The organism is Robiginitalea insularis (genome assembly GCF_052497835.1).
Map to the genome: position 1 here is coordinate 2,348,929 of NZ_CP199296.1, position 25,387 is coordinate 2,374,315.

The 25,387-nt window shown below is 46.9% G+C and carries 23 protein-coding genes and 1 tRNA gene; 14 read left to right on the plus strand and 10 right to left on the minus strand.

Annotation, left to right across the window (positions count from 1 at the left end; genetic code table 11):
• Positions 1-80 precede the first annotated feature (80 nt).
• Positions 81-1,145, minus strand: a complete 1,065-nt coding sequence (locus tag ACT6NV_RS10565) for an adenylate/guanylate cyclase domain-containing protein (RefSeq protein ID WP_445384417.1) — start codon at positions 1,143-1,145, stop codon at positions 81-83.
• A 105-nt stretch (positions 1,146-1,250) separates the two neighbouring features.
• Between ACT6NV_RS10565 and ACT6NV_RS10570 the strand changes: the two genes are divergently transcribed.
• Complete coding sequence (locus tag ACT6NV_RS10570; protein WP_445384418.1) at positions 1,251-2,126, plus strand: sugar phosphate isomerase/epimerase family protein; 876 nt, start codon at positions 1,251-1,253, stop codon at positions 2,124-2,126.
• A gap of 345 nt (positions 2,127-2,471) precedes the next feature.
• Entirely contained in the window at positions 2,472-4,757 is a 2,286-nt protein-coding gene (locus ACT6NV_RS10575; protein ID WP_445384419.1) for an adenylate/guanylate cyclase domain-containing protein, read from the plus strand.
• 346 nt (positions 4,758-5,103) lie between these two features.
• Here ACT6NV_RS10575 and ACT6NV_RS10580 read toward each other — a convergent pair whose 3' ends face one another.
• A complete protein-coding gene (locus tag ACT6NV_RS10580) occupies positions 5,104-5,544 on the minus strand; it encodes a hypothetical protein (RefSeq protein WP_445384420.1) in 441 nt (146 codons plus the stop codon).
• Between the two features lie 342 nt (positions 5,545-5,886).
• Here ACT6NV_RS10580 and ACT6NV_RS10585 point away from each other — a divergent pair, with 342 nt between their 5' ends.
• From ACT6NV_RS10585 to ACT6NV_RS10600, 4 genes are all read left to right on the plus strand, one after another.
• The gene (locus ACT6NV_RS10585) at positions 5,887-6,873 is read left to right on the plus strand and encodes an AraC family transcriptional regulator ligand-binding domain-containing protein (protein ID WP_445384421.1); all 987 of its coding nucleotides are present in this window, start codon (positions 5,887-5,889) and stop codon (positions 6,871-6,873) included.
• A gap of 102 nt (positions 6,874-6,975) precedes the next feature.
• Positions 6,976-7,485, plus strand: coding sequence for an anthrone oxygenase family protein (locus tag ACT6NV_RS10590; protein WP_445384422.1), 510 nt, complete (start codon positions 6,976-6,978; stop codon positions 7,483-7,485).
• Between the two features lie 25 nt (positions 7,486-7,510).
• Positions 7,511-8,353: an NmrA family NAD(P)-binding protein gene (locus ACT6NV_RS10595; RefSeq protein ID WP_445384423.1), complete on the plus strand. Its 843-nt coding sequence runs from the start codon at positions 7,511-7,513 to the stop codon at positions 8,351-8,353.
• 59 nt (positions 8,354-8,412) lie between these two features.
• The gene (locus tag ACT6NV_RS10600; RefSeq protein ID WP_445384424.1) at positions 8,413-9,480 is read left to right on the plus strand and encodes a hypothetical protein; all 1,068 of its coding nucleotides are present in this window, start codon (positions 8,413-8,415) and stop codon (positions 9,478-9,480) included.
• Positions 9,481-9,602: 122 nt separating this feature from the next.
• On the opposite strand, the gene ACT6NV_RS10605 is transcribed toward ACT6NV_RS10600, so the two are convergent.
• Entirely contained in the window at positions 9,603-10,730 is a 1,128-nt protein-coding gene (locus ACT6NV_RS10605; protein WP_445384425.1) for a type 1 glutamine amidotransferase domain-containing protein, read from the minus strand.
• 720 nt (positions 10,731-11,450) lie between these two features.
• Positions 11,451-11,524, minus strand: a tRNA-Arg gene (locus tag ACT6NV_RS10610).
• Positions 11,525-11,602: 78 nt separating this feature from the next.
• Between ACT6NV_RS10610 and ACT6NV_RS10615 the strand changes: the two genes are divergently transcribed.
• Positions 11,603-12,115, plus strand: coding sequence for an adenine phosphoribosyltransferase (locus ACT6NV_RS10615; protein ID WP_445384426.1), 513 nt, complete (start codon positions 11,603-11,605; stop codon positions 12,113-12,115).
• Here the strand turns inward: ACT6NV_RS10615 and ACT6NV_RS10620 are convergent.
• The 3 genes from ACT6NV_RS10620 to ACT6NV_RS10630 form a co-directional block, all read right to left on the minus strand.
• A complete protein-coding gene (locus ACT6NV_RS10620; RefSeq protein WP_445384427.1) occupies positions 12,112-12,264 on the minus strand; it encodes an SsrA-binding protein in 153 nt (50 codons plus the stop codon). The genes ACT6NV_RS10615 and ACT6NV_RS10620 overlap by 4 nt on opposite strands.
• 517 nt (positions 12,265-12,781) lie before the next feature.
• The gene (locus ACT6NV_RS10625) at positions 12,782-14,584 is read right to left on the minus strand and encodes a M56 family metallopeptidase (protein WP_445384428.1); all 1,803 of its coding nucleotides are present in this window, start codon (positions 14,582-14,584) and stop codon (positions 12,782-12,784) included.
• A gap of 4 nt (positions 14,585-14,588) precedes the next feature.
• On the minus strand, positions 14,589-14,951 hold the full coding sequence (locus ACT6NV_RS10630; protein ID WP_445384429.1) for a BlaI/MecI/CopY family transcriptional regulator: 363 nt from the start codon (positions 14,949-14,951) through the stop codon (positions 14,589-14,591).
• A 170-nt stretch (positions 14,952-15,121) separates the two neighbouring features.
• Between ACT6NV_RS10630 and ACT6NV_RS10635 the strand changes: the two genes are divergently transcribed.
• On the plus strand, positions 15,122-16,063 hold the full coding sequence (locus ACT6NV_RS10635; protein ID WP_445384430.1) for a calcium/sodium antiporter: 942 nt from the start codon (positions 15,122-15,124) through the stop codon (positions 16,061-16,063).
• 54 nt (positions 16,064-16,117) lie between these two features.
• On the opposite strand, the gene ACT6NV_RS10640 is transcribed toward ACT6NV_RS10635, so the two are convergent.
• Complete coding sequence (locus ACT6NV_RS10640; protein ID WP_445384431.1) at positions 16,118-17,143, minus strand: glutamine synthetase beta-grasp domain-containing protein; 1,026 nt, start codon at positions 17,141-17,143, stop codon at positions 16,118-16,120.
• A gap of 226 nt (positions 17,144-17,369) precedes the next feature.
• Between ACT6NV_RS10640 and ACT6NV_RS10645 the strand changes: the two genes are divergently transcribed.
• From ACT6NV_RS10645 to pyrF, 5 genes are all read left to right on the plus strand, one after another.
• Complete coding sequence (locus tag ACT6NV_RS10645) at positions 17,370-19,541, plus strand: glutamine synthetase III family protein (RefSeq protein WP_445384432.1); 2,172 nt, start codon at positions 17,370-17,372, stop codon at positions 19,539-19,541.
• An 86-nt stretch (positions 19,542-19,627) separates the two neighbouring features.
• Positions 19,628-20,806: an AIR synthase related protein gene (locus ACT6NV_RS10650; protein WP_445384433.1), complete on the plus strand. Its 1,179-nt coding sequence runs from the start codon at positions 19,628-19,630 to the stop codon at positions 20,804-20,806.
• A gap of 66 nt (positions 20,807-20,872) precedes the next feature.
• On the plus strand, positions 20,873-21,301 hold the full coding sequence (locus ACT6NV_RS10655; protein ID WP_445384434.1) for a QcrA and Rieske domain-containing protein: 429 nt from the start codon (positions 20,873-20,875) through the stop codon (positions 21,299-21,301).
• A gap of 136 nt (positions 21,302-21,437) precedes the next feature.
• On the plus strand, positions 21,438-22,514 hold the full coding sequence (gene prfA, locus ACT6NV_RS10660) for a peptide chain release factor 1 (RefSeq protein ID WP_445384435.1): 1,077 nt from the start codon (positions 21,438-21,440) through the stop codon (positions 22,512-22,514).
• A 6-nt stretch (positions 22,515-22,520) separates the two neighbouring features.
• Complete coding sequence (gene pyrF, locus ACT6NV_RS10665; RefSeq protein WP_445384436.1) at positions 22,521-23,345, plus strand: orotidine-5'-phosphate decarboxylase; 825 nt, start codon at positions 22,521-22,523, stop codon at positions 23,343-23,345.
• Here pyrF and ACT6NV_RS10670 read toward each other — a convergent pair.
• A complete protein-coding gene (locus tag ACT6NV_RS10670; protein ID WP_445384437.1) occupies positions 23,342-23,536 on the minus strand; it encodes a hypothetical protein in 195 nt (64 codons plus the stop codon). The genes pyrF and ACT6NV_RS10670 overlap by 4 nt on opposite strands.
• Before the next feature lie 227 nt (positions 23,537-23,763).
• On the opposite strand from ACT6NV_RS10670, the gene ACT6NV_RS10675 reads away from it, so the two are divergent.
• Positions 23,764-24,285 carry a hypothetical protein gene (locus ACT6NV_RS10675; protein WP_445384438.1) on the plus strand — a complete coding sequence of 174 codons (522 nt, stop codon included), beginning with the start codon at positions 23,764-23,766 and terminating at the stop codon, positions 24,283-24,285.
• Positions 24,286-24,514: 229 nt separating this feature from the next.
• On the opposite strand, the gene purU is transcribed toward ACT6NV_RS10675, so the two are convergent.
• Positions 24,515-25,363: a formyltetrahydrofolate deformylase gene (purU, locus tag ACT6NV_RS10680; RefSeq protein ID WP_445384439.1), complete on the minus strand. Its 849-nt coding sequence runs from the start codon at positions 25,361-25,363 to the stop codon at positions 24,515-24,517.
• Positions 25,364-25,387 lie beyond the last annotated feature (24 nt).

Genomic DNA, 25,387 nt, shown 5'->3' on the forward strand with positions numbered 1-25,387 from the left:
GATTAATAGGTTTAAATACGGTCTATAAGACAGCAAGGCTGTTACCTGACAAGATAATGATTTCCCATAGATATACGGACTCATAGGCGTCTTACCGAAACGAGTTCAATGGGCGCTTCCCGTCCCCTTAATTGCACTTCGCCAACCGTATTAAAGCTGTGGGTATCAGATTGTGGAAGTGCGTTTGCAAGGGCTTTTGACAGGAGCAGGTCCGTATTAAAATCGTTACAGCTTGCCTGAATCCTGGCGGTTGTATTCAGCACATCCCCGGTAAAAAAGATCTCTTTTTTCAGGGCGCCTATTTCCCCGGTAGTCACTGGCCCGAGGTGCATCCCGGCCTTGAAGGCGGGGAGCAGCCCGTAGTGTTTGGTAAAGTAGGCCTCTTTTGATTTCAGGTGTTGCTTCATTTGATCAAAACACCTGAGGCAATTCTGGTTAGCCAGGCCTTTTGCTTTTTTCCAGCTGATGACCACTTCATCCCCTATGTACTGATACACTTCTCCTTCCCGATTGATAATACTTTCCGACAGACTGTCGTAAAAATCCCGAAGCAATTTAAAATACTGTTCATGCCCCAGCTTTTCTGCGATGGTGGTGGATGATTTCATGTCCAGGAACAAAAAGATGCGGGTTTCTGCTACCGGATTATGATAGCGCCCGCTGAGTAACTTAAGCAAATGGGTATGCCCTATATGGTTGCTCACCTCTGCGTAGAACAGGCTCACCAGCAGGCTGAAAACGATGGATACCATGGTGCTGATAAAGGTCAGGCTAAAAAGAAAATTAACAAGCCGGGCCCGGTTGTCTTCGCTCCAGAAGGGTATCCCCAGTTCAATGCTGGAGGCCAGGGGGAAAAATAGAAGGATGATCCCGAACAGAAACAGAGCATAGAAACCGGTTTTAAAAAGCAGTTTCATCCCCAGGCTTCGGTTTTTAAAAAGGTTCCCTAACCAAAGGATCTCCAGGGCTCCTACCGTAAGCCCTACAAAGGTTACCGCAAGGCTGGCAAAAATAAAAACACTGGGGCTCAGGGTAATCGTTGTTTCCGGATTCAGGTTCTGATTGCCGGTAACGGCAGCCTCCGTAAACAAATTGTACCAGCCCAAAAGCAGCCAGATCAGCCCAAAAGGCAGAATACGGGCCAAGTTTCTTTTAGCTTTAGGGGATAAACTTCTAATCATGAGCTTCGGATAAATCGCAACAAATAAGTACCTTTCTCTTGGAATGAATCAAATAAAAATCAGGCTATTATGCTAAAAATAGGATTAAAAACTAAAAAGTATGCACTCGCAGCCCTGCTCATTGGTTTTACCTTCGTTTTTGCGAAAGGACAGCAGCGCCTGGGCGGGCTGGCGCTCTATACTGTGCGCAATGAAATGGCAAAGGATGCAGAGGGAACGTTAAAAGCTGTGGCTGAGGCCGGATACCGGAATATTGAATCCGCCGGTTACGAAGGTGGATTGTTTTACGGAATGTCCCCGGAGGATTTTAAGTCATTGTTGACAGAATTGAACCTGAACCCGCTTAGCGCCCATCAGGGCAGTGTAACCCTGGAGAATGCAGACCAGATGATGGCCGATGTGAAAGCAGCAGGCTTTGAATATTTTGTTGTGCCCATCCCGCCCATGGGGATGTTTACCTATGATCCAAAAACCAATGCCATGGGGATGACCGGGGGAGCCGAAAAGCTTGCGGAGGTCCTGAATACCCTTGGAAAAAAAGCGTCTGCGGTTGGCCTGAAAATGCTTTACCACAACCATGATTTTGAATTTGTGGAAGATGAAAACGGGGTGGTGGTAATCGATTATTTGCTGCAGAATTGCGATCCGAAATTTGTAAACTTCCAGATGGACCTCTTTTGGGTTACCCGGGCCGGGGCAGACCCTCTCGATTATTTTGAGCGCTACCCGGGCCGCTTTAAAGCCTGGCATGTTAAGGACATGGATAAAGAGGGGCGGTTCGCCCCGGTAGGGAAGGGGACCATCGACTTTGGCAGGATCCTGGAAGCCAAAGAAAAGTCCGGGATGGAATACTATATGGTGGAGCAGGACCGGACTTTTACCATGGAGCCCCTGCAAGCCATTAAGGTGAGCCGTAAGGCCATTGAGGAGATTGGGTTTCAGTAAGTAAAGGTTTAGTCTTTTTTGGGATGCCGATTGTAGATTGCAGGATGGAAGGTTAATTTGAATGTGGGGTGGGGGAGTGGCCCCCCAAATAATAACGAAGAATGAGTTTTGCCTGTTTTTTGTGAAGAACGCTTCTTATCATTCAGACCCTTTTTTTTTTTGCAACCGCTTAATTAATATTCCCATATTTCGATTGCACAAGTTCTTACCTAGTTCTACATTGTTCTACGCTTCAGCATAGTACACCCAAATATGTAAGAGGAAAAATTGTATTTTTAATAGGGTATATCTTCCTCATACATAGTAAATCAAGTAATGAAAGATCCGGAAAATTAAACCTAATCAATGGAGGACAATCAAAGGCTAAGCACGATCGTTTTCGGCGATATAAAAGGGTATACCGCCCTGATGCAGGAAGACGAGGCCAGGGCCATGTCCTTTCTTCAGGTCTTCAAATCCGAATTGGAGGAATGGGTTCCTTCCTTCAGTGGGCAGATTGTACAGTATTTCGGGGACGCCTGCCTGCTTTCTTTTGAAAGTACCAGCCAGGCGGTAAGATGTGTTATTCGGCTTCAGTCTCTTTACCGTGAAAGGCAGCTGCCTGTTCGCTTTGGAATCCACCTTGGCGAGGTAATCTTTACCGAGGACAATGTTTTTGGCGACGGGGTCAATGTCGCCTCCCGGATTGAATCCATGGGAGTTGCGGGAGGTATCCTGGTATCCAAAACGGTAAAGGACCAGTTGGTGAACAAACCTGAATTCTCCCTTAAATCCATGGGGTCTTTCGATTTTAAGAATGTGGAGGAGCCCCTTGAGGTCTTCGCCGTCGCCAATGAGGGAATCGTCGTTCCGAGGAGGGACGAACTGCAGGGAAAGTTTAAACCTCCTGTACCGAAACCGGCAAAATGGACAGTGCTGAAAGCAACAGGCGTCCTCCTGGCTATCATTTTGGCAGTGTGGTATTTCAAACCTGAGGATTCAGTCCTCTCTGAGGAACAGCGCATTAGCAGCCTGGTCGTCCTCCCTTTCGAGAACAAAACCCAGGAGGCTGGACTGGACGCTTTCGGAAATTTGATTTCGGACTGGCTCACCGGACAGCTTATGGAAACCGGGCAGGTCAATATCCTGCGTGCGGAAAACCTTCAGAAGGAATTGGCGGAAGCCGGGATCTCCCCCCTTGATATCCCTGAACGCTTTTCAAACAGTGGGATAGGCATGCTTATAACGGGCCGCTATTACATGGAAGGGGATCAGCTCTACGTACAGCCAAATATTGTCGATACCCGGACAGGATTGGTAGTTTATTCCCCAAAACCGGTTATCGGTCGAGAGGACGGGAAAAGCGACATCCTGGAAGCACTTACCCAGGAAATACTGGGGTTTTGGGAAGTCCGAAATACAGAGCGGTATCGGCAAAAACCGCCGCAGTTTGGCGCCTACAGGGAATACCTTGCTGGAGTAGAAGATTTTAATAAGTATTTTAATGAAGAAATAGATTTGTCGGAGCGCGAAGCGTATCTTCTGAATTCCGAGGTCCATTTCCTGAGGTCAAATGAACTGGACTCAACCTTCCTATCCCCCCTTTTAAAACTTAGTATAACTTATCACAACCTCCAGCGCTATCGCGAAAAGGATTCGATGCACAGGGCCCTTGAAGGCCGGCGCCAAAACTTTACCATATGGGAACAGCATTATTATGACTTCGTACGGGCCAGGTCTTCCCTGGACTGGCTGAGGGCCGGGCAGATTGCCGAAGCCATGTTCCGGATGGACCCCAGTGACGAAGTCTCATTTAGCAGGGCTGAGCAGGGCTATATGAGTGCCAATTATCAACAAAAGGCGATCGATCTTCGACAAAGCTATGATTCCTTGGTCGTTGTGGCGGACACTGATGATCCTCTTCATCCAACCGATTTTGTAGATTTTCCTCTTTTCTTGCTTCGTGAAATGGATTCGGTCTACAACAATTTTCAAAAGTATCCTCTTGTTTTAGAACGTCCATGGAAAAATACTTTATACACCCTGGTCCTGATCCATACCGGGCGATATGAAGAGATTGGGGAAAGGGTCCTTGTCGCACCGGACCAGGGCCTTAACGGGAAGGGTCCGCTTTTGATCAACATTTGCAATACGCTGCTGCTGAAAGGCCAGGACAGCCTGGCCCGGGTTTATGCCGGGCAGTTAAAGGATTATGCTGGAGAGAACAAGGAAGATGGGGAATACCATGTATGGGCGGGAAATGCTGAGATGATCCTGGAGAACTACACGCAGGCGGCGGCCCACCTGGAGTCTTATGTCCAGTCCATAGACCTGGCCGCACCGGGAATGTTTTACAAACAGGACGTGTTGGGGGACTTAGTCGCCTGTTATGCCTATTTGGGGCAAACCGGAAATATAGATCGTACCCGGGAGTTGGTTCCCGAGGGGCCATTAAGGGAAGCTTTAATTGCATATTCCAATGCAAGGGCCCAGGCCATTATGGGTAATGATGACAAGGCTATCGAAATGCTGGCCGCTGCGGTTAGACTGGGATTCCCGTTTCAAGATGAAGGGTTTTATTCCTTTGATCACCATTTCAGGCCTTTATTTGACGACCCAAGGTTCAAAAGTATTGTCGCGCCAAAGGGATAGTCTTTTTCTATTATTCATTAATCGGGGTAGGAGTATGAAGCCCTTCGACTCCGGGGAAATTCAGGTTGGCATCGATTTCATTTTGCGTATAGAGGAAGCGCTGTGGAATATAATGCAAGACCTAATGTTTAAATGTGAGTCTCTATGGGGGTAGTTATTTGGAAAAGAAAAAGTTTGGCCTGGACAGGGAAACAGACCTTTCAAGTTTTTTGAGTTCGATGTAAACATTGGTAAAAATAGATTTCCCAATCTGAAATCCGAAGAATCCAAATCCACAAATGGCTATTAAAAATAGAGAGAGTAGCTAAAGCATGTTTTACATGATTTGATTTTTATGGGTATCTTTTTACTGGGTATTGATAACCGTTAAATCACCAAAGGCTTTCCCCAACTCCTTTATATCATGGTTAAACTCTTCTTTGAAAGCATCCCATTTTTGACTTCCATCCCTGTTGTAGTCTGATAGTTTTTTCTTCAACTGGGCATTCCTTTCCTCTATTTTGGCCAGTTCCTGACGGAATTCATCCCTGTTATCCATGTTTTCTTCGGCAATCTCGAGCTTTATTTCGGCGATCCGCTTTTCATTTGCGGTAATGATTGCGGCAGATTCTTTCTGAAAAACGGCAATGGCATCGGCCAGGTCATCTTGGGCATCCGCAACTTCTTTTTCGGCTTCCTGTACCTTCTCTGCAGAGGTATCCATACTCTTGGCTTCCTCCTTACATCCAATAAGGAGTACGCTGCATACCAGTAAAATGGCAGCCTGGCTTAAAATTTTATTTCTCATGTTCTAGTTTTAGAATTATACGTCAAAGGTCTATCCGAAATACCCTCAAAGGCTTACACAAAGGGCACAATTAGTTACATAATTCACATATTTATCCTGGCAGCCTCGCTTGAGAAGCAAAAGGGTTGTAAAAGGCGTTATAAAGAAGATAATGCATCTGTCGGCTGGGACAGGGAATTAGGCCATACACCCTTAAACCGGGAATTTTGGATCTCTTTCCCTGATTTGGTCCTTGTTGAATTCATACGTTGGAAATGAAGGTGTAATCTGCTTGTGGGATTTTTAGTAACTTAAAGGTCACAATAATGAATCAATAAGCAACTCTCATAGCACCTCCCCGATTTGAAGTACATCTCGATAAACCTTTACCGCAAAATGGTGAATTGCGCTCTGGCCGAGGGAGTCAGTGACAAGGCGTTGAAACAACTGTCTACGCCTCATGATGCACTGGATGGCATTCAGGCGGTCCCGGCCGACCACTTTTTCGAACTCCATGAAATATTAGACAAAGAATTGGGACCCGGTTTTTCCGTTCGGGTCGGGCAGCAAATGAAGATTGAGGATTACGGGGTTTTGGGTCTTTCCTGGCGGACCTGTTCCTGGGCCGGGGAAATCTTCGAACGCAGTGAGCGCTACTTCAAATTGCTTTCCAATACCTATGTCTTTAAAGTTGAGAAAAAAGGAACCTATTCAGTCATACATTTGTTACGGGAACCACACCGGAGGGGTCTGGAGCTTTCCAATGAGGCTACCCTTGCAGCTACTGTTGTTGTATTACAGGCAATGACCGAAACCGATATTTCCCCCACACAGGTTTGCTTTGCTCATAGCCCACCAATGGATTTAAGCAGCTATACCAACGCATTCAGGTGTCCAATACTTTTTAATCAACCCGGTTACTCTATTACTTACCTCACTTCCGACCTGGAAACCCGAACAGCAAAGGCAGACACCAGCATTAATAAATTCCTGATTGAACGTGTGGAGGAAGAAACCCATGGGTTGGTGATTTCGGCCAACCAGGTGGCCATTGATGTTGAGAAACTCGTTCGGGATGCCTTGCCCAGTGGTATTCCCAGTATACACCAGGTCAGTGAACATATGGGGATGAGCAACCGGACACTGGCCAGAAGACTTCGCGAAAATGGGATTACCTTTCGGGACCTTATTCGGAAAACCCAGGAGGGCGTGGCGAGGGACTTATTGCGGAATACCGGACGAAGCATTTCAGAAATTGCCTTCGAAACAGGGTTTTCCGAACAAAGTACTTTCAGCAGGGCTTTTAAGCGCTGGACCGGTTTATCCCCGGTCACCTTCCGGAATTCTTAGGGTTTCCTTCCAATTGGCAGAAACTGCCATAACATTGGCGTAAAGTGCCAAGCAAGCCCTTATAGTTGTCTGTAGTTTTACCAAAAATAAAATCAGGGAACTATGGACTTCTCACTTAAAACAATCATACTTTTTGCTGCTGTTGTGCTCACCGGTCTTTCAGCAGGTTTATTTTATGCCTGGTCGGTATCTGTGATCCCCGGAACCAAAAAATTGGCAGACCTTACCTATCTGGAAACCATGCAATCCATAAACAAGGCCATTTTAAACCCTGGCTTTTTTCTGATTTTTTTCGGAAGCATCATTTTCCTCATTGTGGCTAGTATTTATGAGTTCCATACCGATAAGTTGGTATTTGGGTTGTTGCTGGGGTCGGCTATTACTTATTTGATAGGGACCATCGTCATAACCGGTTTGGGGAACGTCCCCTTAAATGATCAGCTCGACCTATTAAGGCTCGGGGAAATGAGTGCAGACCGTTTGGCTGCATTCAGGGAGTACTACGAATCTAACTGGAATCGATGGCACCTGTACCGGACCATTTTTGCAGTGCTATCCTTCCTGACAACTGTATGCGCCATTCTTGTTCAGATCAAAAAAATAAAACTATAAATAAATCACATTTAAATCATTAGTTATGAAACACAACATTTTAGTTATCGGAGGAACCGGTAAGACGGGCAGCCGCGTAGTGGAACGACTCAATGAATCGGGTCATCATGTCCGAATCGGATCGAGGAATAGTAGCCCTGCTTTTGACTGGGATGACCCATCCACCTATGTGCCTGCCTTAAAAGGAATGGACCGGGCCTATATTGTCTACTATCCGGACCTGGCCGTTCCCGGTGCCAGGGAAGCCATAGAAAAACTGACCGAGGCGGCGCTGAGGGAAGGCCTGGAGAAAGTGGTACTGCTTTCCGGGAAGGGAGAGAAAGAGGCCGAAGCCTGTGAGGAAATCGTAGCAAATTCCGGGCTGAACTATACCCTGGTACGGGCTTCCTGGTTCAACCAGAATTTCAGCGAGGGGGCTTTCCTTGAATTTGTGCTGGCCGGCCAGGTCGCCCTCCCCATGCCAGAGGCGGAGATCCCCTTTGTGGATGCCGATGATATCGCGGATGTTGTTGCCAGGGTACTGGTGGACGATACCTATAATGGACAGACCTTAACGGTAACCGGCCCCCGTAAAATGACCTGGGGGGAAGTAGTGGAAACCATGGCTGCCGGAACCGGCAGGGAGATTAAGTATCTGCCTATTTCGCTGGATGAGTTCAAAGAAGGCATGAAAGCCGCCGGCTTGCCGGACTCCTATGTTTGGTTATTCGGGTATTTATTCAGTGAAGTACTGGGCAACCCGCACAACCAGGAAGTTTCAGCTGATGTGCAGCAGGTATTAGGTCGGAAAGCTACAGACTTTAGAGAATATGTTGAAAAAACGGTTTCAACAGGGGTCTGGAACCAGTCCGTCCAACAGACCCTATAACTTTGTTTTTAAAGCGTAACTTAGGATTTTCATCAAAACACAATAGTTAATTAAATAACATGAACACTTTTTGTAAAGCCTTTCTTCTCTTAATTTTTATGGGATGCATACTCCCTTATCAGGAAGTTAACGCGCAGTATATCTGCAAACCCTGCAATGCATCCTGTGACCTGCTGGCTTTTTCGGAACCGGGCCTTTGTCCCCAATGCGAAATGGGGCTTATAGCCGGTAGCCAGGAAGTTGATGAAGACATTCATTTGAGCAAGGGATCCGGGAATTTTCTGTTTAAAGACAGCCGGGACCCGGCAAAAAGCATCCGTGTATTCTACTATAAACCGAAAAATTTTACGGCAGATTCAGAAATACTGATGGTTATCCCCGGTGCTGGCAGGAACGGGGATGACTACCGGGATTCCTGGATTGAACTATCCGAGAAGTACAGTGTACTGATCCTGTCTCCGTCCTTCAGTGAAATCTTTTACGGTTTTGAGGATTATCACCTGGGAGGGGTTATAAGTAAATCAAATATTATAGGACTCGTAAGCCCCATTGAAGGCACCAACAGGGTCTTAGTGGATGAGGCAAACCTTGAGTTTACAGTGAATCCTGATCCTACTGCCTGGCTCTTCGGTCAGTTTGACCATATCTTTGACACGGCAGTAGCAGCAACGGGAAGCAAGCAGACTACTTATGACCTTTTTGGTCATTCTGCAGGCGGCCATATTCTGCACCGGCTTGCGCTGTTCCACAGCAGCCATAAAATAAACCGTATACTGGCGTCCAATGCCAGTTTCTATACGCTGCCTAATTCTGAATATTCATACCCTTTCGGATTAGCGAAGAGCCCTTTGGAGGGTAAGGATTTAGCTTCTGTATTTGCAAATAAGCTGGTTGTATTTCTGGGCGAGGAGGATAATGCACAGGAAACCGGAGGTACTTTTTTGGTTTCATCAAGCGCAGACGCTCAGGGTAGCCATCGGCTGGAACGCGGAAAATTCTTTTACGAGGAAGCCAAGAAAACAGCGAAGAATCTGGGATTTGATTTTAACTGGAAACTGGTAGTTGTCCCCGGAATAGGGCACAACTATAAAAAAATGGGGGAGGCTGCGGCAAAGTATTTGTACTAAATTGACTGCAGCTTCCCCCATTGTGAAGACTAACATAATTGACAAAAGCTGACCACCCTTGCGGTTCTTTGTCCTATGCTAAACCTTCTTTTATCCGATTAAAGGAGCGATAGCCTTACCTTTTAACGGCTTTGTTTCAGCTCATTGAGAAGGGTTTCAGCCTTTTCCTTTAATAGGTCTTTGGCAATAAGGTCTTCCAATATTTTTTCCGCTTTTTGATTTTCACCTAAAGAACTATAGGTCTGGGCCAGGGCCATTTGAAGGTTTTCATTAAAAAAATAGGGCGAGCTCAGTTCCACCATAGCAATGCCCTTCATCAATTCCTTCTGGTCTTCCTTGGAGGCCAGTATTTTGTAGTACCCCCAAACAGCCATTAATGCCATGTCATAGGACTCGTTGTTCCTTGCCAGTTCCTGTTCTGCCCATGTAATTGATTTCTTGTTGTCCAGAATATCCTGAATGAGGTAAATACTCTTTTCATCTTTATAAAGGGTTCTCTCCACCGGTTCAATACCCAGGGCTTTCACCACTTCTTCGGCAGACCTTGTTGTGGAAAAAGGGTTTTGGCCGGTTATGAATTTACCCGATACGGCTACATTGGAAAGCATAAAATCAGCCTGGCTGAAAACTGCTCCCCTTGCTTCTAATTTATCTTCCAGTTTAAACGGGAATTCTTTCACCCATTTTTTACCAAAGAGCTCTTCCTCAACATTGCAAAACCCGGTAACCTCAATGTCATTGATTATGAAATTGTCACCATCCTTGATATTAACAAAAGCGGCCGGGCCGTGGCATACCGATGAAATTACAGTGCCTTCCCTGCGATATAAAGCCAATATGATGTCCTGTAGGGAAGGGTCGAAAGGCAAATCGAACATGGCGCCTTTGCCTCCGACAACATAAATGGCATCGTAGGCCGAAGGATCCACTGCTGATGTTGAAATGGTATTGTCCAATAAATTCAAAACGTTCTGGTCCTGGAGTACAGCCTGGTTGTATGTCTTTTCTTCATTGAATTGGTCTGCTTCAACTTTTCCTCCCTTCGGACTGGCCACATCTATGTCCAGACTATTTTGCTTAAATATCAGGTAGGCCTGTGAGAACTCATCAAATTCGTATCCCGGCCGTGTCTCCCCTAAATCTTTGCCGTAGCTGCTTACGACCATCAGGATTTTTTTGGAGTTTTTCTCAGTCTGCGAGAGCAGAAAAAGAGGGAAAATGAGTAAAGTGAACAGGGTTGCTTTTTTCATGATGAAATATTAATTGAGTTATGTTTGGGAAGTCGACGAGTCAAAGCAAGGTTTGTTACAAGGTGCCATAATTGACTTGAGACTCAATCAATAGTAGGGACACTATTTAACAATTGAATTCTGCTGATTCTGCCGATGTTCCCACCTGAAAATGCAAACCCTGCACCACCTTAATTGTTGGAATTTGGGATTTGGAATTTGATTTATTGTCAGGAGTACTCGCTACGCTCGTGATCCTGAGGGCGGTCCCTGCTGCAAATACAAAACAAAGTACCTAGCCAACTGCGACTGCAAACTGCCGAAACAGGATTACCTTCCCCCGAAGCGAGCTTTGCTCTGCTTCGGGGTCGGTTTTCCTGGCTACTCCCACCTAAAAATGCAAACCCTGCACCGCCTTAATTGTTGGAATTTGGGATTTGGAATTTGATTTATTGTCAGGAGTACTCGCTACGCTCGTGATCCTGAGGGCGGTCCCTGCTGCAAATACAAAACAAAGTACCTAGCCAACTGCGACTGCAAACTGCCGAAACAGGATTACCTTCCCCCGAAGCGAGCTTTGCTCTGCTTCGGGGTCGGTTTTCCTGGCAATCCCGTAGTCTAAATGAAAAGCTCCCAGCGTGCTGGGTTACTTTTTCTTTCCTTACTTCGGCCTGCAAGCAAGCTTGCGCCTCGTTCGAAAAGAAAAAGCCCGCCTTGCGGGGCGAGCTTTTCATTCTTAAGTGACCACGCCAGGATTCAAACCTGGAACCTTCTGAGCCGTAATCAGATGCGCTATTCAGTTGCGCCACGTGGCCGTTGTGTAATTCCCTTAAAAAGGGATGCAAATATATTTCTTTTTACATTTAGGGCAAAATAACTCCTAGGCTAAATACATGAATTTTAAAAACTATATTCGGGAAGTGCCTGATTTCCCTTCTAAGGGTATTGTTTTCAAAGATATAACTCCATTACTTGAAGATCCTGTTGCTTTCCAAAAGGCAGGGGAGGCCCTGCTTTATTTTACGGATGGGCTGCATATAGACAAGGTAGTAGGAATTGAAAGCCGCGGATTCTTTTTTGCTCCCTTACTGGCGGCTCGTTTGCAGGCGGGGTTTATTCCGGCGCGGAAACCCGGGAAACTGCCACGTCAGACCCGCAAACAGGAGTATGCCCTGGAATACGGGGCGGATACCCTGGAAATCCATGCCGAGAGCATTAGCCCCGGAGATAAAGTCCTGGTTCACGACGATGTGCTTGCCACAGGAGGGACGGCACGGGCCATTTGCGATTTGGTACGTTCCCTGGGGGGGGAAGTGGTACAGTGTAACTTCCTGATTGAACTTACCTTTCTGAACGGTTCTGATAAATTGCCCGGAATCCCGTATCGTTCCCTGATCCAATACTAGTCAAGGGCACGGGTAGTCACGTAGTAGCGCCAGCCAATAAGGGCAAGCTCCAGCTTTGAAGCTTTTGCGAGGTCTTTGTTCCTTTTGGTTAGGGAGGGTAAAACCCATTTATTGAGTTTTGCCAGTGCCTTAAATAGTGCTTTTTGCATGGTGTAAAGATACCATTTCCGGCAAAAGCCACTAAAAGTAGTTCAGCAAAATGAGACCAATATGTTCGCAGTCCTTCCCTATAGAAATACCACCAGGATAGTCAGTAAAAAGTAGAGAATGTATTTTGCCAAAGCGATCATGTCAATTGTAATTTAATGGTTGTAATCAGTGTTTTGTAAAAAATCGAAGTTGAAAGATATCTGCGGAAGGGTATATCTTCCAAAAAAAACGGTATAAATTAATGCAACTGCCTGCGGGTATGTAAGTATAAAAATTAATATGATTTAAATATGTAATACCTAACTCTAGGATAAGGTTACATTAATTAAGATATATCAGTATTTTAATTAGAAAAGTGTAATATTTCTAGAGGCTTTTTGGGCCTGTTTCGGATTTCCTAGAGGAAAAACGAGCTGTTTTTACACTTTTTTGGGCCTTTTCATTTTTTTAAACAAAAAACCAGGCCGCATAAGGCCTGGTTTCCCGGTTTGCAACAGCTTGTTTAAATGCTGCCGGTTAGTTGCCTTTTTTGGTTGTTATTTCGATTACCCCCTCTTTGGCTTTTTTGCCGTATTTCTCTGTAGCTTTATCCCCTTTCCATACATTAATGGTTTTGATTTCGGAGGGGTCCAGTTGGTTCATTTCTTTTCGGGAAGCTTTTTTGCCGTCTATGTAGATCAGCGCTTTCGAATCACTCATCATCCGAACATGGCTTTGTCCCTTGTGCTGGCTTGCATCGTCTGAGTTAGTGATGATGATGATGGTTTCCACATCCTGTTCATCTCCGTCTTTTTTTACCCGGACTTGAATTTTCTTTTTGCCATCCGCTCCTTCCTCCAGGTGCAGGCCGGCATCATCTTCAGAGAGGATCATGATATTATTGTCTGCATCCGTTTCACGCAATTTAATCCTGTGGACTTTGTGTTCGCCATCTTCCCCGTCTGTGGAGATTTCCTTTTTGATCACAAAAACATTCCCGTCGGCGTTTTCCTTTATTTCCTGAATATCCACTTCTTCCCCGTCAACCCAGATCATATCCTTTCCGTTTTCGGATTTGATTTCAATGGTTTTTGTAGTCTTATTTCCAGAACCATCTACCCAGACTGTTGCATTTTTGGAATGTCCGAAATGTTTCATACTGCTGCCACTGCTTTCGGCATTTCCGATAAACATGCTGCCTTTGCTGTCAATCCGTATAATGATGGGCTTGATGGGTTCGTCAGAATCGGCATTATAAGACCCGCTAAAGGTGCTTCCGTTTTCGGCTTCGCCACTGATTTGTATGGAGATGTCGATAATCTCCCTTGCATCATTCCGGACGGTGGTGTAGGACAAATCAATTTTATCCTTGGCCAGGTCCGCCTTCATTTTTTGAAGGTCTTCTTCCGTGCTGTTTTTTGAAATGGTAAACTCAATCACTTTTTCGTTCACATTTTCGAGCAGGTCCGGGGAGGTCTCCAATACATATACTTTTTCCGTATTAAAGGCCATCAGGAATACCGCCAGCAATGGCAGGATCAACAAGTGTTTGAATGCGTGAATGGTTTTGCTTTGATTTTGATGTAACATGACTATTCGTTTTTTGATTAATGAACTGTAAAAGGTGTTAACCAGACTGGGGGTTAACTGATTGCCGGATACCTTTAATAAGGTATACTGGTATTGTTTGATAGAGGAAACCTTCCGGATGGCCTCCGCATCTGCCAGATACTCCAGGTTTTGTTGTATGCTTTTCTGATATAGCCAGCTCAAGGGGTTCAACCATAAGACCATGGTTAAGAGCCGCCCGAAAAGGATGTCCACGGAATGGTATTGCCCGGCATGTGCCCGTTCGTGCTCCAGTATCAATTCCAGTTCCTTTTCATCGTGTTGGTCCGGATTGTAAAAAATATAGCGGAAAAAGGAAAAAGGGGCGGTAGTGTTACGGGTAGCGATATAAACAAAGCCCTGTTGGCGTACCCCTTGCTGGGAACGTATTAGTCTGTAGATTTTCAGCAATTGCCAAAGCAGCATAATCGCGCAGCAAAACAGGCCAATACCGTAGGCAGTTGTCAGCAAGCCTTCCCAGGCAAAACCATTTCCAGCAAGGGTCTGTTGGGCCGTAATTGGCGAGACTTCTGCCTGATTGATCCCGGCCGGGATGATGATTTCTTTTTTTATGGTAATCAGCGGCAAGACCAGTGCAGTGCCCAGGCCGCTCAGCAGGAATACCCGGTTAAGCCTGAAAAGTGTTTCCCGCTTAAGTAAGAGGTGGTAAAAACCCAGAAAAAGGCCTAAAACCACGGATGCTTTCAATAAATACCAGCCAAGTGCTTCCATCTATCTATGATTTTTTTTCGATGAGGTTGATGATTTCCTTTAACTCCTCTACTGAGATCTTTTCCTCTTTTGCAAAGAAGGAAACGAGGTTCTTATAATTGTGGTCAAAATAATCGGCTACCGTTTCCCCAATATACTTTCGCCGGTACTGCTCTTTGCTGATCACAGGGAAATAACGGTGGGTGTTGCCAAAAGCCTCATGCCCCACAAACCCCTTTTCTTCCAGGTTCCGTACCATGGTAGAAAGGGTGTTATAATGTGGTTTTGGCGTTCCCGGGAAAGCATCCAGGAGTTCCCTTACAAAGGCTTTTTCGAGTTTCCAGAGGAGTTGCATTACCTCCTCTTCCTTGTTGGTGAGTTTTTGCATCTACGAATTACTTTGGAACAAACATAACTAAAAAAATAGTTAGACAACTAAAAAAATAGTTAAAAAACTATAAAATTAGTGAATTCAATTAGCCCTTCAGCAGTCTTCCATATCTCATCAGGAATGCTACATTTGCAGAAATAACCAACCATAGAAATAACCAACAATAAATGATCATAGACAGCTTGCTGGTTGCAATTGGTTTGTTCCTGCTTGTTGCCGGAGGAAACTGGCTCTTAAAAGCAGCTGTGGATCTCTCCCTGAGACTGAGCATCCCCAAAATAGTAATCGGGATGACAGTGGTGTCCCTGGCAACATCTGCCCCTGAGCTAATCGTTAGTATTCAGGCTGCCATGGACGGATTTCCTGACCTGGCCCTGGGCAATGTGGTGGGCTCCAATATTGCCAACCTTGGGCTGGTCCTGGCAATCACCCTGCTTTTGGGGAGTGTTGAGGTTCGGAAAAGCTTTTACTTTACAGACTGGCCTATGCTCATGGTTGCCTCCGGAGTATTCTTCTTCTTTATCTTCTTTGATCTGGAATTGCAGCGGCACGAAAGCTTGATCATGCTTGGGTTGTTGTTTTTATTCCTGCTTTATTTATTGCGCTTTCAAAAACCTGCAGTGGTTCAGGAAACCCCCGAATTTTTTACAATATTACCCCTTTATAAAACGGCAATGTTCCTGGGGATTGGAGGGGTGGCTCTCTGGGCGGGGTCTGAGTTCCTGGTAAACGGGGCCGTTGGCCTGGCCGGTGATTTGGGTGTCTCAGACCGGATCATAGGGATAACAATAGTATCGGTAGGGACCAGTATCCCGGAACTGGCGGCATCCGTTGTCGCTATGTTGAAAAAAGAACGGGCTATTTCTGTCGGGAACCTGATTGGGTCCAATATCTTTAACTTGCTGGCAGTTTTGGGGATTACCGTCCTGCTGCAGCCTATCCGCATTGTTGATGAAGCGCTGTTGCATCACGATGTCTTGTGGATGCTGGGAATAGCCTTCCTGATCCTTCCCCTGGTATTCCTGCCCAGGGGGCTGCGCTTGAACTGGAGGGATGGCCTGGTTCTGCTCCTGGTTTACGGTATTTTCCTGTATACCACCTTTAATTAATAGAAAAAGCCCCGCATTGCTGCAGGGCTTTCTTATTTCAAAAGGGCTTGGTAATTAAGCCTCCACTTGAATATCTGCACTTTGTACCGTAGTGATAATACGTGCTGCAACCTTATAAGGGTCTGCGTTGGAAGCGGGGCGCCGGTCTTCCAGCCATCCTTTCCATCCTTTTTCAACAGTCAAAATCGGGATACGGATAGAAGCGCCGCGGTCCGATACACCATAGCTAAAGTCATTGATTGAGGCGGTTTCGTGCAAGCCGGTCAGCCTCTGATCGTTATATTCTCCATATACAGAGATATGCTCTTTGGTTACAGGTCTGAAGGCCTCGCATACCCGCTCATATACCTCTTTAGAACCACAGGTTCTCAGTAATGTATTGGAGAAGTTAGCATGCATTCCACTACCGTTCCAGTCTCCCTTAACAGGTTTTGGATGGTACTCGATATAATAACCGTAGTCTTCAGTCAGGCGGTCCAGCAGGTAGCGGGCAACCCATACCTGGTCTCCGGCATTTTTAGCTCCTTTTGCGAAGATCTGGAATTCCCATTGGCCACAGGCCACTTCCTGGTTAATCCCTTCGAAGTTCAGGCCGGCCTCCAGGCAGTAATCTGCATGCCTTTCCACCAGTTCCCTTCCGTGGGTGTTACGCCCGCCAACGGAACAATAATACATTCCCTGTGGCCCGGGGTATCCACCTACCGGAAAACCGAGGGGTAATTGGGTGTGGGTATCCATTATAAAATACTCCTGCTCGAAACCGAACCAAAAGTCGTTATCAGCATCTCCATCGATAGTAGCCCTTGAGTTGGTTTCGTGAGCGGTACCATCTGCATTGAGAACTTCGGTCATAACCAGGTATCCATTTTCTCTTCCCGGATCCGGGTAAATGGCTACAGGCTTCAGCAAGCAGTCCGAAGAACCTCCTTCGGCTTGCTTGGTTGAACTACCGTCAAAAGACCAGATCGGACAGTCTTCCAGCTTCCCGCTGAAATTGTCTTCAATCTTGGTTTTACTTCTGAGGTTCGCCGTGGGGGTGTATCCGTCCAACCAGATATACTCTAATTTCGCTTTGCTCATAATTCCAAAGTTTAAAATAGTTTATTTTTACGAGCGTCAAAAATATGATTTTTAGATAGCGATGCGTAATATTTTGGGGGTAAATTTTCAAAAATAAAGACATATTTATTAACACCCCCTTTTTTTAAGGGGTATATTATCATTAATTGAATAATTTATAATAATTATGCGAATTGTTTAATTTTACCGCCCACTTTATATCCAAACAAATAATAACCTTATCAATATGACCCTATCATCCGGTAATCCACAACTGCAAAACCCTTCTGAAGCCTCTTATACAAGGCGCTCAGAGATCTTTGCAAAGCACGTCTTTAATGAAGACAGGATGCAACAGTACCTCACTCAGGATGCCTTCAAAAGTGTAAAAGGAGCCATATATGCTGGCTCCAAGATTGACCGCAAAATTGCCGATCAGGTTGCCGAGGCCATGAAGGCATGGGCCATTTCCATGGGGGCCACCCATTATACACACTGGTTTCAGCCCCTTACCGGGGCAACTGCAGAAAAGCACGATGCCTTTTTTGACCTGCTCCCCGATGGTCGGGCTATCGAGAAATTCGGAGGCAATCAATTGGTGCAACAAGAGCCGGATGCTTCCAGTTTCCCCAGCGGGGGGATTCGCAATACCTTTGAAGCCAGGGGGTACACGGCCTGGGATCCTACCTCTCCGGCCTTTATATATGGGAGCACACTTTGTATCCCGACTATATTTGTCTCCTACACAGGGGAGGCACTTGATAACAAGGCGCCGTTACTGCGCGCATTGCATGCCGTTGATGAGGCAGCTACTGCTGTAGCCCGGTATTTCGACAAGAACGTAAACAAGGTAATCGCCACCCTGGGCTGGGAACAGGAATATTTCCTGATCGACAAGGCAGTGGCGCGAACCCGGCCCGATATCCTGATGTCCGGCCGGACCCTGATCGGACAGGCCTCAGCCAAAGGACAGCAACTGGACGATCATTATTTTGGCGTAATCCCGGCAAGAGCCTTCCGATTTATGAAGGATCTGGAAGGGGAATGCATGCTGCTGGGAATCCCGGTAAAAACCCGACACAACGAAGTGGCTCCCAACCAGTTTGAGCTGGCCCCTGTTTTTGAAGAAGCCAACCTGGCCGTAGACCATAACCTGCTGCTGATGGATGTGATGGATAAGGTGGCTGACCGCAATGGATTGATGGTGCTATTTCATGAAAAACCCTTTGCAGGCATCAATGGTTCAGGGAAACACAATAACTGGTCGCTGAGTACCGATACCGGTTCCAACCTGCTGAGTCCGGGGTCTACCCCTATGAAAAACCTGCAGTTCCTGACCTTTTTTGTCAACACCATCATGGCTGTGGATAAATATGAAGAACTGCTGCGCTCCTCTATAGCCTCTGCCAGCAATGATCACCGCCTGGGTGCCAATGAAGCTCCCCCGGCCATTATTTCCATTTTCGTGGGAAAACAGCTGTCAGAAGTATTGGATGAATTGGAAGGGGTCTCCCAGGGAAAACTGTCACCGGAGGAGAAAACCGAGCTCAAGCTCAACGTGGTCGGAAAAATACCGGAAATCCTGCTCGATAATACAGATCGCAACCGTACCTCGCCCTTTGCCTTTACCGGAAATAAATTTGAGATGCGGGGGGTGGGTTCCAGGACCAATTGTGCCAAACCGATGACGGTCCTGAATACTATTGTGGCCAGCCAGCTGATTGCCTTTAAATCTGAGGTGGATACGCTGATACGCAAAAAGAAACTAAAAAAGGATGAAGCCATCTTCAACGTGCTCAGGGAATATATAAAGGCCAGCAAGCGCATTCGTTTTGACGGGGATGGATATAGCGGGCAGTGGGAAGCTGAAGCGGCCCGGAGAAAGCTGAGTAATAATAAAAATACCCCGGCTGCGCTGGAGATACTAACTCAGGAATCATCGCTTGAACTCTTCAAAAATATGGGGGTTCTTACGGAGAAAGAAGTGCGGGCACGCAAAGAGGTGGAACTGGAAACCTACATCCTGCAGACTCAGATCGAAGGGAGGGTCCTCAGTGAGTTGGTCTATAATAAAATAATACCGGCCTGCATTTCATACCAGAACAGCCTCCTGCAGAATATTCACGGCCTGAAGGAGGTATATGGGGCAGCCCATAAAAAGCTGGCAGCGGCCCAGCTTAACATCCTGGAGGCCTGTGCAGAACACCTGCAGCAACTCAAAGAGAAAACCGATGCCATGACGGAGGCGCGCAAAGTTGCCAACGCCACACAGAAGGTGGAGGAAAAGGCCGTGCGCTACTGCGAGTCCGTACTTCCTTATTTCGGGGAGATACGATACCATGCAGACCGTTTGGAGCGCCTCTTGTCCGATGAATGCTGGCCGCTGGCAAAGTACAGAGACCTGCTGTTTATAAAGTAGGTAAAAAATCTCCCGATCTGAAAGGGAAATTCAGGGGTATTTCCGTGGCTTTCCCCTATTTTTGTGACAGATCCTAAAAGTAAAACATGGGCAGCAATGCATCCGAAAGATATCAGCAAAGGGGCGTCTCAGCCACCAAGGAAGATGTTCACAAGGCTATAGCAAATGTGGATAAGGGCCTGTTCCCTAAAGCTTTCTGCAAAATCGTGCCCGATTACCTGGGCGGAGACGATGCCTATTGCATTGTTATGCATGCAGATGGTGCAGGCACAAAATCTTCACTTGCCTATATGTACTGGAAGGAAACGGGAGACCTTTCTGTCTGGAAAGGGATAGCCCAGGATGCCCTGGTAATGAACCTGGATGACCTTTTGTGTGTTGGGGTCACTGATAATATTATGCTGAGTTCTACCATTGGGCGGAACAAGAACAAGATTCCCGGGGAGGTAATTGCAGCAATCATCCAGGGAACGGAAGAACTGCTTACCGATCTGCGGAAATGGGGAGTAAATATACACAGTACAGGTGGGGAAACGGCCGATGTGGGAGACCTGGTCCGGACCATTATTGTTGACTCCACGGTTACAGCCCGGATCCGTCGTGAAAAGGTCATTGACAACAGCCGCATACAGGCAGGGGATGTTATTGTCGGGTTGGCGTCATTCGGGCAGGCAACCTATGAAGACTCTTATAACGGGGGGATGGGCAGCAACGGGCTTACCTCCGCACGCCACGATGTTTTCTCCTCCTACCTGGCTGAAAAATACCCGGAAAGCTATGATCCGGACATCCCATCGGACCTTGTGTATTCCGGCAGTACTTCCCTTTTGGATTCCGTACCGGACGCCCCGCTGGATGCCGGGAAACTGGTGCTTTCACCCACCCGGACGTATGCCCCTGTGGTTCGGAAACTGCTGGATATGTACAGCCCCGAACAAATTCACGGGATGATACATTGCAGTGGCGGGGCTCAGACCAAAATCCTCCATTTCATTGAAGGCCTGCATGTTATCAAAGATAATTTGTTCCCTGTGCCTCCTTTGTTTAAACTGATACAACAGCAGTCCGGGACTTCCTGGCGGGAAATGTACCAGGTTTTCAATTGTGGCCACCGCCTGGAGATCTACCTACCACAGGAACTGGCCCAATCCGTTATCGAGCTGGCAACATCCTTTAATATAGAGGCCCGAATCGTGGGCCGGGTGGAAGCCGCCCCTTCCAAAAAATTGAGTATTTCCGGGCCATACGGCGACTTTAACTATTAAGGCATACGATTTTTTGGGCTTCTGCGTTTTGGGTAAGAGCACATTGCTCTGCTAAAAAGATTCAATATGGAAAGGAAAGCTTTTTTAAGAACCCTGGGGGCAGGAGCCGCTTTTGCCCTGACATTTCCCTGTGTTCAGGGCTGTTCCAAGGATGGTGATGGGGGAGGACAGCCCATCCCCACAGGTATCGATTTTACTGTGGACCTCAGTGGTCCGGATGGGATGGCACTGCAAAATAACGGTGATTTCATCCTCCGCAATGACGTTGTAGTGGTAAGAAACCTGGAAGGAAATTTTGTGGCAGCCAGCCAGATCTGCAGCCATGAGGGGTACGATCAGGTTCGTTTTGTGCAAAGCCAGGGCGGGATCTTCCAGTGTTCTGTGCACGGGTCTCAGTTCGATCAGAACGGCACCCCGCTAAATGCCATCACCCAGAACCCGCTGAAGATTTTCCAGACTTCCCTCAATGGGGACATTCTGCGTATCTTCGAATAAGACCGAAGCTGCTTCCGGTTCTGTATACACCTTCCGTTTCAGGGGGTAGCCCCCTCGTGCACCTACTTTTTTCTGCCTGGCAGGAGCTGGATTTCCGCATAAAAAAATTGTACCTTCGCAGGGAATTCATCCCTATATGCTCGATAAATTAAATATCGTAAAACAACGTTTTGACGAGGTATCCGACCTGATCATACAGCCCGATATTCTAGCCGACCAGAAACGCTATGTACAGCTCAACAAGGAGTACAAAGACCTGCGTCAGCTCATGGATAAACGGGAGACGTATATTCAACTGCAGAACCGTATTGCCGAAGCTGAGGAAATCCTCGCTGATGGCAGTGATGCTGAAATGGTCGAAATGGCTAAAATGCAGCTGGAGGAAGCACGGGAGGCCCTGCCGGCCCTTGAGGAGGAGATCAAATTGATGCTGATCCCCAAGGACCCGGAAGATGCCAAGGATGTGGTTATGGAAATCCGCGCCGGAACCGGGGGTGATGAGGCCAGTATTTTTGCCGGGGACCTTTTCAGGATGTATACCAAATATTGCGAATCCAAAGGCTGGAAGACCAACGTGATCGATTTGAGCGAGGGTACCAGCGGAGGCTTCAAGGAGATACATTTCGAGGTAAGCGGGGAAGATGTTTACGGGACCCTGAAATTCGAAGCCGGGGTACATCGGGTGCAACGCGTGCCGCAGACCGAAACACAGGGGCGCGTACATACCAGTGCCGCTACCGTCATGGTTTTGCCCGAAGCGGAGGAATTCGATGTGCAGATAGATCCCAAGGATGTCCGTATCGATTATTTCTGTTCTTCCGGGCCGGGAGGGCAGTCTGTAAATACCACCTATTCCGCTGTCCGGCTTACCCACGTCCCCACGGGGATTGTGGCCCAGTGCCAGGATGAGAAATCACAGCACAAAAACAAGGATAAGGCCTTTAAGGTACTCCGTTCCCGCCTTTACGATATGGAGCTGGCCAAAAAGCAGGAAGCCGATGCCGCCAAGCGAAATTCCCAGGTGAGCAGCGGAGACCGCTCTGCCAAGATCCGCACCTATAATTATCCACAGGGCCGGGTAACCGACCACCGCATTGGCCTGACTCTGTACGATCTTCAGAATATCATCAATGGGGATATTCAGAAAATCATAGACGAGTTGATGCTGGTGGAAAACACCGAAAAACTAAAGGAGGCCTCCGAGATTTTTTAACCATACATGACCCCTCAAGAACTCGAACAACAAATACGGTCCAAAAAGTCATTCCTGTGTATTGGCCTGGATACGGACCTGGATAAAATCCCCGCATTTCTGCGGGAACAACCCGATCCGCTTTTCGCTTTTAACAAGGCCATTATTGATGCTACCCACCATCTTTGTGTGGCCTATAAGCCCAATACCGCATTTTACGAGGCCTATGGCTCTGAAGGTTGGCGCTCCCTTGAAAAAACCATCGCCTACCTCAATGAAAAGCACCCAGAAATTTTTACAATTGCCGATGCCAAAAGGGGGGATATCGGAAATACTTCCACCCGCTATGCCAAGGCATTCTTTGAGACCATGGATTTTGATGCGCTAACCGTTGCGCCCTATATGGGACGTGATTCGGTGGAGCCCTTTTTGGAATTCGACGGGAAATACACAATACTGCTGGGGCTGACCTCCAATCCTGGAGCTTTTGATTTTCAGACCCGGGAAGATGCCGGGGCCCGCTTGTTCGAGCAGGTGCTGAAAACGGCAAGTAACTACCGGCACTCGGAACGATTGATGTATGTGGTAGGGGCCACCAAGGCAGAATATCTCAGAGACATTCGCAAGATCATCCCTGATGCTTTTTTACTGATCCCCGGGGTGGGGGCACAGGGAGGAAGCCTGGAGGAGGTGTGCAAGTATGGTTTAAATGAGAATATAGGCCTGCTTATCAATTCCTCCCGGGGTATTATTTACGCCTCCGGTGAACGGGACTTCGCTGAAAAAGCGGCACAAAAAGCCAGGGGTCTGCAAACCCAAATGGCAAAAATCCTGGAAAAAGGGGGGGCTTAGGCAATCTCAGCCAGCATCCGCTCTATCTTTCGCGCTTTTGCTTCGAAAAAATCCATGAGTTGCCGGTTGGCCCCGGAAGCTTCCTGGGCTTTTCTGATAAAAAATTGTTGTTGTAACTGCAGGCTTCTGATAGCCTGGTCGCCGCCGGGGATGGGGTTCCGCGCGCCAACTTTGCAATGTTGCTTTTCCATAGACTAGGCTTTTTACAAATATACGTTGAAAATACGCTCACGGATGTTGCAGACACTGTCTATTTAACTAATAATCAGGTAATTTGTCTATTTATTAACATTTTCATTATTCCTTCTTAAAAAGCTTCCTTTTTTCAGAGGCTTGTTTTGAGCCTCCTTGCAACGGGGAGTCTATTTTGACCTGTCAGGCGGGCAGGTTTTCCTATCTTTAAGGAAAGCAACTGATTATGAAAAAAAATAGCGCAGCGGCTCTGCTTTTCGTCATTGGCAGCATCTTCGCAAGTGCCCAGCAACCGCCTGAAACACCTGCCTGTCCCTGTTGCACAGAAAACCACAGGGCTTTTGATTTCTGGATAGGGCAGTGGGAGGTGACATTGGCTAATGGACAACCTGCCGGTACCAATCGCATTGAAAGGTCTCAAAACGGCTGCGTCTTACAGGAATTCTGGAGCAGTGCTGCCCAGGGCTTTACCGGTACCAGCCTGAATTTCTACAATGCAGCCGTTGGTCTGTGGGAGCAATTGTGGGTGGATAGCTCGGGAAATGTTTTAAAACTGCGCGGCAACAGGCAGGGTGATCAGATGATCCTCTCCTCGGAACCCTTTCTGAATGCCCAGGGAGTATCATCTGTTAACCGCATTATCTGGACCCTTAACCAAGACGGAAGCGTCAGGCAACTATGGGAGCTCCTGCAGGATGGAAAAGCAGTTCAGGTAGTCTTTGACGGGCTGTACCGCAAAAAGGAATAAGAGGCTTGCAAAAGGCAACAAAAAAACCCCTGATCTTGCCGGATCAGGGGTTTTAAAACTAACTAACTCAAAAAATACTAACTCAAATAATTTTTTTCAGCCACTCTTATGAGCGGTTTGATGAAAATGCCCTCGTTCTACTTATAACGTTATTATTCAAGGCTTTAGTATGAAGCCAGTCAATCTTTTTTCAGAATAATGGGTTGGAAACTTCCCAAGCACTGCAGACTCAGTTAAAAATGATGGTTTTATTTCCATAAACGCGGGTTTTGCGTTTAAGGTGCAGTTGTACGGCCCGGGCAAGGACAATTTTTTCCAGGTCTTTTCCCCTTTCAATCAAATCGGTTACCCGGTGGCTGTGTGATACGGGTATAACATCCTGTGCGATAATAGGCCCGGCATCCAGCTCTTCCGTAACATAGTGCGAGGTGGCCCCAATGATCTTTACCCCGCGTTCAAAGGCCGCGTGATAAGGTCTGGCTCCTGCAAATGCCGGCAGAAATGAGTGATGAATGTTGATAATCCGATTGGGATAAGCCCCGATGAGTTCAGGACCAATTATCTGCATATAACGCGCCAGCACAATGCAATCTACCTTGTGATCCCTGAGGATCTCAAGTTGCCGGGCTTCTGCGGCTTCGCGTTGCTCCTTTGAGAAAGGTACGTGGTAATAAGGGATGTCAAACTGCCTGGCGATAAGTTCGCAATCCGGGTGATTGCTCAGGATAAAGGGGATATGGGCTTTTAATTCTCCGGCCTCATACCGGCTTAGCAGGTCATAGAGGCAGTGGTTGTATTTGCTGACAAAAAGAGCCATGTTGGGCAGGCTGTCTTCAAAAAAAGCATCCCAGGACATGGAAAACCGTTTTCCGATCTCACTTTCAAAATCCGACAAAAAAGGCCCTCTTCCGGATTCGAAGGTCAGCTGTGCCTCCAGCCGCATAAAGAAGATACCTATCTGTGGCTCTACGTGCTGGTCCAGATAGATAATATTGCCTTTACAACCGTGTATAAAACCCGTAACCTCGCTGATTATCCCGGGCTGATCCCGGCAGTGCATTAAAAGTGTAACAACCACCCTATTATTTTAGTTTAAAATTAC